Below are 13,224 nucleotides of genomic sequence, written 5' to 3' on the forward strand. Positions count from 1 at the left end.
GTCAGGCCTCCTTGACCTGGATGAGGTCGGTGAACTCGCGGTAGGTGGCCTCGTCGTAGGCGCCCGCGGTGGGGGTGTTGACCGCGGCGGCGGACAGGGCGATCGCGTCGGCGAGGATGGCCGGCCACGGGGTGCCGGTGGCGATGCCGCGGGCGAACGCGGCGGTGAACGCGTCGCCGGCGCCGGTCGGGTTGCCGGAAAGGACGCGGGGTGGCTGGCCGTGCCAGGTGCCGTCGGGGGTGGTCAGGAGGGCGCCGTCGGCACCGAGGGTGGCGGCGACGGGGACGCCGAGGGCGGCACAGTCGGCCGGTAGGTCAGGAATTCGGCCGAGCAGCCGGGCCAGTTCGTCGATGTTGGGTTTGACCAGGGCGGGGCGGGCGGTGAGGCCGTGCCGGAGCGGTTCGCCGTCGGTGTCGAGGATGACCGGGGCGGGTGCGCGGCGGATCAGGTCGGCGTACGCGTCGGCGGGCAGTCCGGGTGGCAGGCTGCCGGACAGGACGATCACTTGGGCGTCCCGGGCGAGGGTGTCGAAGTGGGTGCGGAACGCGGCCCACTCCCCTGCGCTGATCACCGGGCCGGGTTCGTTGAACAGGGTGGCGCTGTCGTCCTGTGTGGACAGTACGGTGGTGGTGCGGCGGCTCGGTCCGGCGATCGGCACGAAGTCGGGCAGGTTCAGTTCGGGGCCGGCCAGGCCGGTGGCGTGCACGGGTTCGCCGAGCTGGGTCAGTACGTCGGCGACGTTGACGCCTTTGCCGCCGGGTCGGGTGTGGACGTCGCGGACGCGGTGTGTGGTGCCGGCGTTGAGGGCCTCGACGCGGTAGGTGACGTCCAGGGCGGCGTTGAGGGTGACGGTGAGGATCATGTGAGCCGCCACGCCGAGATCGCCGCCCCGAGCCGGCCGGCGGTCGCGCCCAGGGCGGCTTTGACCACGCGTGGCGCGGCGCGCCACGTGATGCGGGCGGCGAGTTCGGCGCGGATGGGGTCCAGCAGGGTGTCGCCGGCTTCGGCGAGGCCGCCGCCGATGACGATCAGTTCCGGGTCCAGGTACATGGTGTACGTGGTGAGGGCGGCGCCGAGCGCGTGGATGGCGTCGGTGACGACTTTCCGCGCGACCGGGTCGGTGGCGGCGATGACGTCGGCCGCGCTGAGCGACGGTTGGCCGTAGCGGCGGACGATGGCGGCGGCCGAGGCGTACGTCTCCAGGCATCCACGTTGCCCGCACGCGCAGGGTTCGTCGCCGAAGGGGACGGGTGCGTGGCCGATCTCCCCCGCCATGCCGTCGGCGCCGCGGTAGGGCTGGCCGCCGAGGAACACGGTGCCGGCGACGCCGGTGCCGATCGGCAGGAACAGGAAGTCCTGGACGCCTTGGGCGGCGCCGAACCGGGCCTCGGCCAGTGCGCCGGCGCGGACGTCGTGCACCAGCGCGACCGGCAGCCGCAGGTGTCGGGTGGCGATGTCGCGCAGGGGCAGGTCGCGCCAGCCGAGGTTGGTGGAGTAGCGGGCGATGCCGTTCTCCTCGTCGACGATCCCGGGCACGGCCAGCCCGACGGCGTCCGGTTGGCCGGCCCCGTTGTTTTCAGCCCCGTCGTTTGCGGCACTGTCGCGCAGGTCGGCGGCGAAACGAAGGATGCCTTCGACGGTGTCGGGCTGCCGTGGGGTGGGGCGTTGTTCGACCGCGGTGGCGGTGCCGTCGGGCGCGATGACCGCGCCTTTCATGAGCGTTCCGCCGACGTCCAGCGCGACGACTGTCATGTGAGGATGACGGAGCGGGTCAGGGCGCGTGGTTGGTCGGGGTCGAGGTGCCGCAGGGTGGCCAGTTCGATCGCCATGCGTTGGGCGCGGACCAGTTCGGCCTGCGGGTCGAGCAGGCTGGGTTCGAGTTCGGCGCCGGTGGCGCGGACCTCGTCGACGAGGCCGTCGGGGGCGTCGCCGAACATCCAGACCAGGGAGGCGACGTCGGCGATGGCGATCGGGCCGTGCCGGTACTCCATGCCCGGGTAGGACTCGGCCCAGGCCTGGGCGGCTTCGCGGGTTTTGAGGGCGGCTTCGTGGGCCAGGCCGACGGTCCAGCCGGTGCCGAGGAAGGTGAACTGGCGGAAGCCGGCGAGGTCGCCGGGCAGCGGCATGACGAGGGCGCGTTCGGCCTGCGCCGGCAGCGTGGACACGTCCTGGCCGAGGTGGGCGCGCAGCAGGGTGAGCAGTGAGGTCGGGAACCGGGTCTGCACGACCGACTGCTCATCGGCGAAGTCCAGGGCGATCACGTGGTCGACGTGATCGCGCACGGGGGTTGTCGGCGCGGCGGTGATCGCCAGTGTCGCGGTTTTCCCGTAGACGGCGGCCATGGTGCGCAGGATCTCGGTGGTGGTGCCGGACCGGGAGATCGCGACGACGCGGTCGTAGCGGCGGCCGGTGGGGAACTCGGAGGCGGGCCAGGCGTCGGTGTCGCCTTGACCGGCGGTTTCCCGTAAGGCCGCGTAGGTCTGGGCCATGAACAGCGAGGTGCCGCAGCCGATCACGGCGACCCGCTCGCCGGGTTGGGGCAGGCCGGTGGGCCGGGTGGCGGCCAGGTCGGCGGCTTGGCGCCAGCAGTCGGGTTGGCTGGCGATCTCCCATGACGCGTGACTCATTTGACTCCAGACTGTGAGCAATTCTGCTTCATACTACGCAGAACAGTGCATGTTTGCGCAAGACAGTTCGTGCTTCTTGGCGTGCCGACGTGTTTACTGTGACGATCTGCATCGATTGAACGCCGCGTAGGGCGCTGGAGGAACCGCATGACGTCGCACGAGCGATGGAACGCTCTGCTGGAGATCATCGCTCGGGACGGGCGCCTGGAGGTCGAGTCGGCCGCCAGCGAGCTGGACGTGTCCACCGCGACGATCCGCCGCGACCTCGATCGCCTGGCGCAACAGCAGATGGTCACCCGCACCCGGGGCGGCGCGACCGCCAACAACGTGTCCTACGACCTGCCCCTGCGGTACAAGACCGCGCGGCACGCCACCGAGAAGGAACGGATCGCGCGCGCGGCGGCCGCGCTGATCAGGCCCGGCGCGGTGGTCGGCCTCAACGGCGGCACAACCACGACCGAGGTGGCGCGCGCCCTTGCCACGCGCGCGGACCTGCACGCGGCGAGCGGCGAACCGGCACTCACGGTCGTGACGAACGCGTTGAACATTGCCAACGAGCTCACCGTCCGGCAGCACGTGAAGATCGTGGTCACCGGAGGCGTCGTCCGACCGCAGTCCTACGAGCTCACCGGACCGTTGGGCACACTCGTGCTGGAACAGCTGGTCATGGACCACCTGTTCCTCGGCGTGGACGCGGTCAGCGCGGCCGCCGGCGCCACCGCGTACAACGAGGGCGAGGCGAGCATCAACCAGCTGATGGTCGCGCGCAGCCGGCAGGTCATCGTGGTCGCCGACTCGTCGAAACTCGGCCGGTACGCCTTCGCCCGGATCTGCGAGATCAAACAGGTGAACGCGGTGATCACCGACTCCGGCGCGGACTCGGCGGTGGTCGCGGAGTTCGCCGACGCGGGAGTACAGGTCATCCGCGCCTGAGGCGCACAATCAGCGCGTGCCCGTCGCGATCGTCGCCGCTGCCCTGGTGGCGCTGCTGGTGGCCGGTGTCTGGGTGGGTCAGCGCCGGTTCGTCTACTTCCCGACCAGGCTGAGCGGCCCGACACCGCCGAACGCGCAGCCGGTCATCCTGCGCACGTCGGACGGTGTGGAACTGGGCGCGTGGCTGTTCCCCGCGCCTGGCCCGGTCGTGCTGGTGGCCAACGGCAACGCCGGCAGCCGCGCCGACCGCACCCCGCTGGCGGACGCCCTGGTCGCGGTCGGCCTGTCGGTGCTGCTGTTCGACTATCGCGGGTTCGGCGGAAACCACGGCCGCCCGAGCGAACGCGGGCTGGCGTTGGACGCGCGGGCGGCGTACCGGTTCCTGACCCACGACCGGCAGGTCCCGCCCGACCAGGTGATCTTCTACGGCGAGAGCCTCGGGTCGGCGGTGGTCACCGAGCTGGCGACCGAGTACCCGCCGGCCGGGTTGCTGCTGCGGTCGCCGTTCGTGGATCTCGCGTCGGTCGGCCGGGAGGTGTTCCCGTTCCTGCCGGTCCGGCTCATGCTGCGGGACCGGTACCCGCTCGCCGCGACGATCGCGTCGGTGGCGGTGCCGACCACGGTCGTGCTCGGCACGGCGGACGTGATCGTGCGGCCGGAGCAGAGCCGGCGGGTCGCTGAGATCGCCTCGGCGACCCTGGTGGAAGTCCCCGGCGCCGGCCACAACGACCTCGTGCTGCTCAACGGCCCGCAGCTGGTGGCCGCCGTGCAGGAGCTGGCTAGGACAGCGGGCTGAACAGGTCGACGCCGTTGCCGTCCGGGTCGTGCACCACCGCGTACCGCATCCCCCAGAACGCGTCCCACGGCTCCTTGTGGCCCTTGTACCCGGCAGCCACCAACGAGGCGTACAGCTTGTCGACCTCCGCCGGGGTGTCCGCCTGGAACGCCAGGCTCATGCCGTGGCCGGTGCCGCGGTCGTAGCCCGGGTCGAAGGAGCGGATCGTGTCGATGGTGTCCCACGCGACCCGCATCCCGCCCGGCAGCTCCCAGTCCACGTGCGGCTCGGTGTCCTGCGACGCGGGCACGGCCAGTCCCAGGAGCCGGTAGAACGCCAACGACCGGGCCATGTCCTCGACCACGATCTCGATCACACTCAGTCGAACAGTCATGCCGGCGACGCTAGCCCGCGCCGCCGGCACCCGTCTTGAACGGAACGGACATCACTCCACGGTGACCGACTTGGCCAGGTTGCGGGGCTTGTCGATGTCCCGGCCCAGCGCCGCGGCCACGTGGTAGGCCAGCATCTGCAGCGGCACGGTCAGCAGGATCGGGTCCAGCTCGGGCTCGTTGGCCGGCACCCGCAGCTCCGCGTCGGCCAGCCCGGCCGGCAGCTCGGCGTTGGTCACCGCGATCACCGGCCCGCCGCGCGCCTTGATCTGCTCGATCGTGCCGATGTTCTTGGCCAGCAGCTCGTCCCGCGGCACCACCACGACCGACGGCATCTCCGGGTCGATCAACGCCAACGGGCCGTGCTTCAACTCCGCCGCCTGGTACGCCTCGGCGTGCACGTACGAGATCTCCTTGAGCTTCTGCGCGCCTTCCCGCGCCACCGGCCAGCCCCGCACCCGGCCGATGAAGAACATGTGCCGCGCGCTGGCGTACTTGCCGGCGATGTCCGCGACCTCCTGGTCGGTGCGCAGCACCGACTCGATCTGCTCCGGCAACGCCTGCAACGCCGACACCAGCCGGGCGCCGTGTGCCGCGGACAGGTCACGGATCCGGCCCAGCCACAGCGCGAGCATCGCGAACGACACCGTCATGTTCGTGAACGCCTTCGTGGAGGCCACCGACACCTCCGGCCCGGCGTGCAGGAACACGCCGCTGCCGCACTCCCTGGCCACCGCGCTGCCGACCACGTTCACCGCGCCGATCACGTTGCCGCCCTTGCGTTTCAGCTCCTGCACCGCGGCCAGCGTGTCCAGTGTCTCGCCGGACTGGCTGATCGCCACGTACAGCGTGTCGGAGTCGACGACCGGGTTGCGGTAGCGGAACTCCGACGCCGGTTCGGCGTCCGCCGGGATCCGCGCCAGCTCCTCCACCAGGTTCGCGCCGATCTGCCCGGCGTAGTACGCGGTGCCGCAGCCGAGGAACTTCACCCGCCGCACCTCACGCAGGTCCCGCGGGTCCAGCCGCAACCCGCCCAGGTGCGCGGTGGCGAACCGGGTGTCCAGACGGCCACGCAACGCCCGGCGCACCGCCTCGGGCTGCTCGGCCATCTCCTTGCGCATGAAGTCGGAGTACTCCCCCAACTCGTAGTCGTCGTCGGTGAGCTCCACCGTCTCCGCGCGGCCACTGGTCTGGAAGTCGCCGGCGCGCACCGTCGCGATCTCGCCGTCCTCCAGGTACACCACGCGCTGGGTGTGCCGGACCAGGGCGGACACGTCCGACGCGATGAACATCTCGCCCTCGCCGACCCCGAGCACGATCGGGCTGCCGTTGCGGGCCACCACCAGCTCACCGGGGCGGCGCGCGTCCAACACGACCAGACCGTACGTGCCTTCCACAGCCCGCAGCACGGCCCGGACCGCGCCCTCCAGCGACTCGTGCTGTTGCGCGGCGGCGGCGATCATGTGCGCGAGCGCCTCGGTGTCGGTCTCCGACACCAGCGTCACGCCGTTGGCCTGCAGCTTGCCGCGCAGCTCGTCGGCGTTCTCCACGATCCCGTTGTGCACCACCGCGAACCGGCCGGACGTGTCGGTGTGCGGGTGCGCGTTGACGTCGGTGACCTCACCGTGGGTGGCCCACCGGGTGTGCGCGATCCCGACCGTGCCCTGGGCCTTGCCGACCAGGTCGTTGAGCTCCCGCACCCGCACGGCCGCCTTGTGCACCTTCAGCCGGCCGCGGTGCACCAGCGCGAGCCCGGCCGAGTCGTATCCCCGGTACTCCAGCCGGCGCAGTCCTTCCACGAGCACCGGCGCCGCTTCCCGGTGCCCGACATAGCCGACGATCCCGCACATAGAGGTCCTTTCACCCGTAGACGATCCGACGCAGCTGCCGCTCCGACAGCTGCGGTGCCGCGACCCGCCGGTCCGCCAGTTCGGCCGCGATCACCGGCCAGATGCTGGCGTTGCCCAGGTGCCGGCGACGCAGCTCGGCGTGCCGGCGGCGGACGAACTGCTCGGCCGTCTCGCCGAAGTAGGCGACCACGTCCGCCACCAGCCGGGCGGCGATGTCCGGCGCGAGTCCGGTGGACGCGACGACGTGCCGAACGAGGTCCGACTGGATCGCCGTGGGAGTCACAGCGCCCGAGCCTGGCACCTCGCACACCCTCAACTCAACTTCTGTGCCCGAAATCGGGCACAGATGGGTGAGTTACCGACCCGAATGGACGATCTTGGCGTACAAGTCGGCGCCGTGGGCCGTCGGCGACGGCTCGCCCGGAGTGATCTGGAAGGTGCGTTCCCCGTCGTCCCGACGCGTCGCGCGCAGGAACAGACACCGCGGCGAGTCTTCGGTGTACAGGCGGCGCGCCAACTCGTACAGGTGGGTCACGAACACGACCCTGATGCCGGCGTCGGCGAGCGCGCGCACGATCTCGCCCGCGATGTCCGACCCCTCCTGTTCGTTCGTCGACGCGAACGACTCGTTGAACAGCACGAGCGACCCGGGCGTGACGTGGTCGGCGATCACGCTCATCCTGGCCAGCTCCTCGTCGAGCTTGCCACTGGTCATGGTGGCGTCCTCGTCCCGCTTGTAGTGCGTGAACACGCCGTTGACCAGCGACGCGGCGAACCGGTGCGCGGCCACGAACATCCCGGCCTGCATCATCACGTGCGCGACCCCGACACTCCGCAGGAACGTCGACTTCCCGCCCTGGTTCGGGCCGGTGAGCACGACCACGCCCCGACCGTCGACCGCCACATCGCTGCCGATGACCCGCCGCCCCTGGCGCAGCGCCAGACACGGCTCGTATAGGTCCGACGCGGCCATTGCCTGCTCGCTCACGGCACGCGGTTCGGGCCAGCAGGTCGGCATGCCGACCGTCGCCAGTGTCTCCGCCAGGTTCACACCCCCGAGGTAGAACGCGAGTTCGTCGCGCAGCCCGGTGAAGAAGTCACGGAGGTGATCGGCCGACTGGGCGGCCGCGTTGGCGACGTCGTCGAGCGCGCGACCACGCAGGTCGACCAACGCGCGGTGGTCGTGCTCGTCCTCGCCGGTGACCACCACGGTCAGCCTGGACTTCCGCAGCACCCGATCGCCTTTGTCAGGAGGCTCGCGCAACACGAACCCGGCACCCCGGTTGCCGGGGCCGAGCCGCGCGGTCACCACGATGCCGTGGTCGAACCGCAACTGCTCCAACAGCTCGGCCACCGCGTGGAAGTAGTCGTCATCCAACTCGGCCAGCACGGTCCGGAACATCGTCGTGAAGCCGGCCGAACGGAACTGCCCGGCGTGCCGGGCAGTGAGATCCCGCAGCCGGCGCAGCAACCCGTCGAACTCTTCCAACACCCGGACGGCACGGTTGAGCAACGGCTCCGGGCGTCCGGTGAACACGGTCCGATGCAGCTTGCGCTCGACCTCGACCGCCGCGTTGGCCAACTCGTACAGCGCGCGCACGGTGGCGGAGTTGTCCAGGCAGTCGGCGAGCACCTGCTGGCGGTGGCGGAGGTCGGCCGGATCGGTCAACGGATCCAGCATCGCGGCACGCACCACAGCACGAACCGTGTCGTCGCCGCGGGCCATCCCGTCCCACAACGTCGCCAGTTCCAGATCCGCGACCAGGTCCGCGGTGGTGACCGGCATCGGGCCGGGGGCGAAGTCGCGCTCGGCGAACATCAACCGCGGCCTCATCGCGCCACCCGCGCGGTGAGCTGCTCGTAGGTCAGGCCGTGCTTCCGGGCGATCGCGTGCGCGTAGGCCCGGCCGTCGGCGGGGGCGCGGACCAGTTTGTAGGTGCGGGTCGCGTTGTCGTCGGTGACCGTGCTGACCATGCTCACCGTCGTGTCGTTGTGCCGCGACAGCTCGTCGATGAACGTCACCCACACGCACAGCGCGCCGAGCTCGGTGATCGTCTCAAGCACCGTTTCGCTGAGCATCCGGGCGTCCTGCACGGTCGTGGACGTGAAGATCTCGTTCAGGATGATCACGCTGTCCGGCGTGGCCCGTCGCAGGATCGCGGCCATCCGGTGCAGCTCCTCCGCCAGTTTGCCGGCGCCGGTGTCGATGCTCTCCTTGCGCTCGTAGTGGGTGAAGATCCGGTCCGCCAGGAACACCCGGACCTCGCGCCCCGGCACGGGACAGCCGAGCGCGGCCAGGTAGTGCAGCTGGCCGACCGTCCGCGACAACGTCGTCTTACCGCCCTGGTTGGGGCCGGACACCACCAGGATCCGCTCGGCACCGGTGAGCCGGACGTCGTTGGCGACCGGCCGAACGCCGCCGGCGAGGACCATGGCCGCCAAGGCGACGTCGACGACCTCGTGCGCGACGAACCCCCTGGTCTCCGACACCTCCGGCAGGCACGTGGCCACGCCCGCGTCCCGCAACGGCCGCAGATACGCCAGGTAGCCGAGGTAGAACCGCACCTCCCGGTCCAGGCGGACGACGTCGGCCGGGACCAGGTCACGCTGCTCGGCGTGGAACGCGGCCAACTCGGCGAACAGGTCCGGGTGCAGGCGCACCACCAGATCCAGCACGTTCGCCTCCACAGTGGACATCGTGGCGACCTCGGCCGCGACGGCGTCCTTGCGGTAGTCGTACGGCGTCCGCCGACGGAACCGGTCGAACGTGGCCAACACCCGCGCGGTGAAGTCCACGTCGTCCGGTGCCTCGTGGCGCGCGACAGTGATCTTGTCGTCCCGCAGCAGCATGTCGTAGCGGACCGCGGCGAGCCGGTCGCGTAACCGTTCCGCCCGGTCCCGCAGCGAACGGAATCCCGGCGAGCGCGTGTGCTCACGAACGTCGTCCCGTACCGCGCGCAGACCGTCCGAGCGGATCGGCACGGCGTCCAGTCCGTCGGCGAACGCCGTCAGCATGTCGAGATGGGCGAGCGCGATGTCCAGGAACCACCGGTCTCGCTGCGGCGGATGGGTCACCCTCGCCACCAGCTCCACCCGACGTCGCGTGGTCCGCATCGACGCGGCGAACCGTTCGACGACCGTGAGCACGTCCCGGTCGTCGAGATCGCGGAACACGTCCTGCCGGAACCGCACCAGATCGGCGTCCCGCACCGGGTGATGGAAGTACGGCGCCAGCCGGCAGTCCGGGTTCGCCCGCACGATCGCCGTCACGACGTGATCGAGGTTCAGATCCCGGAAATGGTCCGGCTCAGCCGCCGTGTCCAGGTCGACAGGCGGCCCCGACACGCCGAACAGAACGCTGCGGATCCCCATCCACGCACCCTACCGACCACCCCGCGCCGCCACGGAGACGCCGACGGCCGCCAGGTAGCGGTCCACCGCCGCGTGGTCGGCGCTGATCACCCCGATGTAGCCGTCCGGGCGGACCAGCACGAACGTCCCCGGTGTCACGTCATAGATCCGGAACGCCTCCGGGTCGCTGACCGACGTGCCCGTGTCCGTGCCGAATCCCAGCACCGTGAACTGCGGACCGCGGAACACGTCGAACATCGACCGGTCATCGCCTACCGGCGCGTTCGGTGCCCGGTCCCCGGCGTGCACCGCGCCCGGCTCGGCCCGCTCGTCCACCGCCAGCGGCCCGCCCCGGTAGGTGATGCCCAACTGCCGTTCGTCCTTGCCACGCTGGATGATCGACGGGTCGCCGCCGTTGCTCATCGCCTCGGCCAGCAACCGGTCGCTCAACCCGAGCACGTGCGCCGCCACCGGCAACCGCTCCTGCTCGTAGCTGTCCAACAGGTCCGCCGGCGCACCGGCCAGCACGGCGGCCAGCTTCCAGCCGAGGTTGTAGGCGTCCTGCACACCGGTGTTCAGGCCCTGCCCGCCGGCCGGCGGGTGCACGTGCGCCGCGTCCCCGGCCAGGAACACCCGACCCACCCGGAACCGGGTGGCCATCCGGGTGTTGGGCCGCCACTCGGTCAACCACGTCAGGCCGTGCAGCCGAAGATCCGACCGGCCGGTCTGCTCGGCGACGTACCCGGCCACATCCTCCACAGTGGACAGTTCGCGGCGCGGGTTCGGGATGGTCAGCTGGAAGTAGTCCGTGCCGCCCATCGGACACAGCCCGATCAACGCCTCCGGGTCACCCACCGGCCGCCACAGGTGCCAGTGCTCCCGATCCAGGCCGTCCACCCGCACGTCCGCGACGAGCACCCGGATCTCGTCGGACGTCACCCCCTCGAACGGCACACCCAGTAGCTTCCTGGTCGGCCCACGCCCGCCGTCCGCGCCGATCAAGTACGCGACCCGAACCTGCTCGGAGCCGTTCAGCGTGACCGTCACACCGTCGTCGTCCTGGGCGAACCCGGTCAGCTCGATCCCGAGCTCCACCTTGACCCCGAACTCGGCCAGCCGGTCGCGCAGCAGCTGCGTGGTCCGCCACTGCGGGATCATCCACGGATTCGGGTACGGCACATCCGCCGACGGCTCGACGCGCTCGGTCATCGTGCCTTCCCACACCACCTGCTCGCCCTGGTACGCGCGCAGCGGCGGATACGCGGAGCCGTGCGCGTGCACCGCGTCAATCAACCCGAAGTCGTCCATGACCTCCTGGGTCCGCGGCTGCATGCCCCGGCCACGCGACCCGCGCGGGAACTCGGTCGCCTTGTCCACGATCCGGCAGCGCACCCCGCGCCGCGCCAGGTCCAGCGCCAACGTCAACCCGGTCGGGCCCGCGCCCACGATCAGCACGTCCATCACACACTCCTTAATCTCGTTAGATTTAACGTGATTAAGGATTGCTTACTCCTGTTAAGGTGTCAACCCTGGAGGTGCGAAGCGATGGCGCTGGACCGGCGGACCGTGGTGCGGATGGGCCTCCAGGTACTCGACGACGTCGGCCTGGACGCGCTGACCCTGCGCAAGATCGCCTCCGAGCTGGGCGTGCAGCCGCCGGCGCTCTACTGGCACTTCAAGAGCAAGCAGGACCTCATCGACGAGATGGCGACCAGCCTGCTCACCGAGGACGCGGCGCCGGTCCCGGACGGCCTCGGCTGGCGCGAGTTCGCCACGGTGTACAGCCACGGCTTGCGGCGGATGCTGCTGCGCCACCGCGACGGCGCCCGCATGTTCGCCGGTACCTACCTGACCGACACCAGCGTCTACGAGCGGCAGGAAGCCGCGCTGCGCATCCTCACCGACGCAGGCTTCACCGTCACCGACGCCGCCGAGGCGCTCTACACGATCTACAGCTACACCATCGGCTTCGTCATCGAGGAACAGGCCGTCTACCCGCGCCCCGGACAACGCTCCGACCTGTACGACATCGACCGCCGCACCGAACGCATGGCCGACCAGGACGTCCCGATGTCCGTCGAGGCCGGTCGGACCATGTTCGCCGACCACGACACCCGCTTCGCCCGTGGCATCCAGGCCATCATCACCGGCGTCGGCGCCTGGGTCGATCAGGTGAACGTCGGCACCAACGCCAGCGCGAACAATCCGTAGAACCCGGCCGCCAGCGACAGCCGCGACACGCTCAACCGGCCCGAGCGCAACGTGATCAGTAGGTACAGCACGGCCATGAACGTGATCGCGCCGGAGAACAGCAGCGTGTTGTCGAACCGCCACGGCGTGAACAGCAGCCCCAGTCCACTGGGGACGGTCGCTTGGATCATCATCGACCCGGAGATGTTCGCCAGCGCCAGCTTGGTCTTGCCCTGCCGGACCCAGATCACCGCGTTCATGATCTCCGGCAGTTCGGTCGCGATCGGCGCCAGCAGCAACGCGGTCACCGCCGGCGGCAGCCCCAACATCGGGCCCACCGCGTCCAACTGCAGCACGAACAGCTGCGACGCCGCGAAAATGACCGCCAGCGCGGCCAGGGTCTGGGTGACCACGGCCCACGTCGCCGGCTCCGGCCGTCGACGCTGCAGCTTCAACGGTTCGAGGTCCTCGACCGGGCCGTGCGGGTCGTCGCCGCGCATCTCCCGCCAGAAGTACACCGCGTACACGGCGAAGAACAGGATCCCCAGCCACGGCTTGATGCTGAACGCGACCACACCCAGCGCCACCTTGACCACGAACACCGCGGCGAACCACGTCTGGTCCTTCGCGAGCTTGTTCAGGTCACCCCAGTCCTCATGGGCACCCCGGCGCCGCGCCAGCAGGCTCCACCCGATCACCCCGTAGGCGACCGTCGCCAACGCCAACGGCCCGCCCATCGCCGCGCCCACACCGATGTCCTGCTGCGCCGGAGTGTCCCCGAACACCACCGCCACGAACGTGACGACACTTTCCGGCAACGCGGTCCCGATCGCGGCGAGTACCGTGCCGACCGCGATCGACCCGACGTTGAGCCGCCGGCCCAACCACTCCACGGCGTTGACGAACCACTCACACGCCAGGTAGATCGCGACCGCGCAGGCGATCAACAGGACAACATGGATCACTGGGGTTCCTCCCGCACCGCGGGACGACTTCCCCGGGAGTGCCGGCGACCTCGACCCGCGGCACCCGACTTTCAAGGGTGGCCACTGGGTCGAAGGTCTCGCCCGCCCGAACTGACCGGGCCGCTGGGCCGGGCGCGTGAG

General features: G+C 70.5%; 13 protein-coding genes. 3 read left to right on the forward strand and 10 right to left on the reverse strand.

All coding sequences use genetic code 11. The annotated features are described in order from the left end of the window. Nucleotide 1: 1 nt before the first annotated feature. Genes EV192_RS17070 through EV192_RS17080 form a run of 3 tightly spaced genes read right to left on the reverse strand, consistent with a single transcriptional unit; the run spans nt 2 to nt 2,627 of the window. Nucleotides 2-862 (reverse strand): 1-phosphofructokinase family hexose kinase, encoded by an 861-nt coding sequence (locus tag EV192_RS17070; RefSeq protein ID WP_132116318.1) that lies wholly within the window; start codon nt 860-862, stop codon nt 2-4. Beyond that, entirely contained in the window at nt 859-1,752 is an 894-nt protein-coding gene (locus EV192_RS17075; RefSeq protein ID WP_132116320.1) for an ROK family protein, read from the reverse strand. Before EV192_RS17075 ends, EV192_RS17070 begins: the two co-directional genes overlap by 4 nt. Beyond that, nucleotides 1,749-2,627 (reverse strand): SIS domain-containing protein, encoded by an 879-nt coding sequence (locus EV192_RS17080; RefSeq protein ID WP_132116322.1) that lies wholly within the window; start codon nt 2,625-2,627, stop codon nt 1,749-1,751. Before EV192_RS17080 ends, EV192_RS17075 begins: the two co-directional genes overlap by 4 nt. Nucleotides 2,628-2,774: 147 nt before the next feature. On the opposite strand from EV192_RS17080, the gene EV192_RS17085 reads away from it, so the two are divergent. Together EV192_RS17085 and EV192_RS17090 are read left to right on the forward strand one after the other, a co-directional pair. Continuing rightward, nucleotides 2,775-3,560, forward strand: a complete 786-nt coding sequence (locus EV192_RS17085) for a DeoR/GlpR family DNA-binding transcription regulator (protein WP_132116324.1) — start codon at nt 2,775-2,777, stop codon at nt 3,558-3,560. 16 nt (nt 3,561-3,576) lie between these two features. Beyond that, entirely contained in the window at nt 3,577-4,356 is a 780-nt protein-coding gene (locus EV192_RS17090) for an alpha/beta hydrolase (protein WP_243726887.1), read from the forward strand. Here the strand turns inward: EV192_RS17090 and EV192_RS17095 are convergent. From EV192_RS17095 to EV192_RS17120, 6 genes are all read right to left on the reverse strand, one after another. Next, on the reverse strand, nt 4,340-4,729 hold the full coding sequence (locus EV192_RS17095; RefSeq protein WP_132116326.1) for a VOC family protein: 390 nt from the start codon (nt 4,727-4,729) through the stop codon (nt 4,340-4,342). The two genes, EV192_RS17090 and EV192_RS17095, sit on opposite strands and share 17 nt — an antisense overlap. 51 nt (nt 4,730-4,780) lie before the next feature. Next, on the reverse strand, nt 4,781-6,577 hold the full coding sequence (gene glmS / locus EV192_RS17100) for a glutamine--fructose-6-phosphate transaminase (isomerizing) (RefSeq protein ID WP_132116328.1): 1,797 nt from the start codon (nt 6,575-6,577) through the stop codon (nt 4,781-4,783). Between the two features lie 10 nt (nt 6,578-6,587). Beyond that, the gene (locus tag EV192_RS17105; protein WP_243726888.1) at nt 6,588-6,860 is read right to left on the reverse strand and encodes a hypothetical protein; all 273 of its coding nucleotides are present in this window, start codon (nt 6,858-6,860) and stop codon (nt 6,588-6,590) included. A 72-nt stretch (nt 6,861-6,932) separates the two neighbouring features. Beyond that, nucleotides 6,933-8,411 carry a MutS-related protein gene (locus EV192_RS17110; RefSeq protein ID WP_132116330.1) on the reverse strand — a complete coding sequence of 493 codons (1,479 nt, stop codon included), beginning with the start codon at nt 8,409-8,411 and terminating at the stop codon, nt 6,933-6,935. Beyond that, nucleotides 8,408-9,949, reverse strand: coding sequence for a MutS-related protein (locus tag EV192_RS17115; protein WP_132116332.1), 1,542 nt, complete (start codon nt 9,947-9,949; stop codon nt 8,408-8,410). Before EV192_RS17115 ends, EV192_RS17110 begins: the two co-directional genes overlap by 4 nt. Nucleotides 9,950-9,958: 9 nt before the next feature. Further along, a complete protein-coding gene (locus EV192_RS17120) occupies nt 9,959-11,389 on the reverse strand; it encodes an FAD-dependent oxidoreductase (protein WP_132116334.1) in 1,431 nt (476 codons plus the stop codon). Between the two features lie 84 nt (nt 11,390-11,473). Here EV192_RS17120 and EV192_RS17125 point away from each other — a divergent pair, with 84 nt between their 5' ends. Further along, nucleotides 11,474-12,139: a TetR/AcrR family transcriptional regulator C-terminal domain-containing protein gene (locus EV192_RS17125; protein WP_132116336.1), complete on the forward strand. Its 666-nt coding sequence runs from the start codon at nt 11,474-11,476 to the stop codon at nt 12,137-12,139. Here the strand turns inward: EV192_RS17125 and EV192_RS17130 are convergent. Further along, nucleotides 12,097-13,083 carry a sodium:calcium antiporter gene (locus tag EV192_RS17130; RefSeq protein WP_132116338.1) on the reverse strand — a complete coding sequence of 329 codons (987 nt, stop codon included), beginning with the start codon at nt 13,081-13,083 and terminating at the stop codon, nt 12,097-12,099. The two genes, EV192_RS17125 and EV192_RS17130, sit on opposite strands and share 43 nt — an antisense overlap. Nucleotides 13,084-13,224 lie beyond the last annotated feature (141 nt).

It is taken from the genome of Actinocrispum wychmicini, from assembly GCF_004345645.1.
GTDB classification, from domain to species: domain Bacteria; phylum Actinomycetota; class Actinomycetes; order Mycobacteriales; family Pseudonocardiaceae; genus Kibdelosporangium; species Kibdelosporangium wychmicini.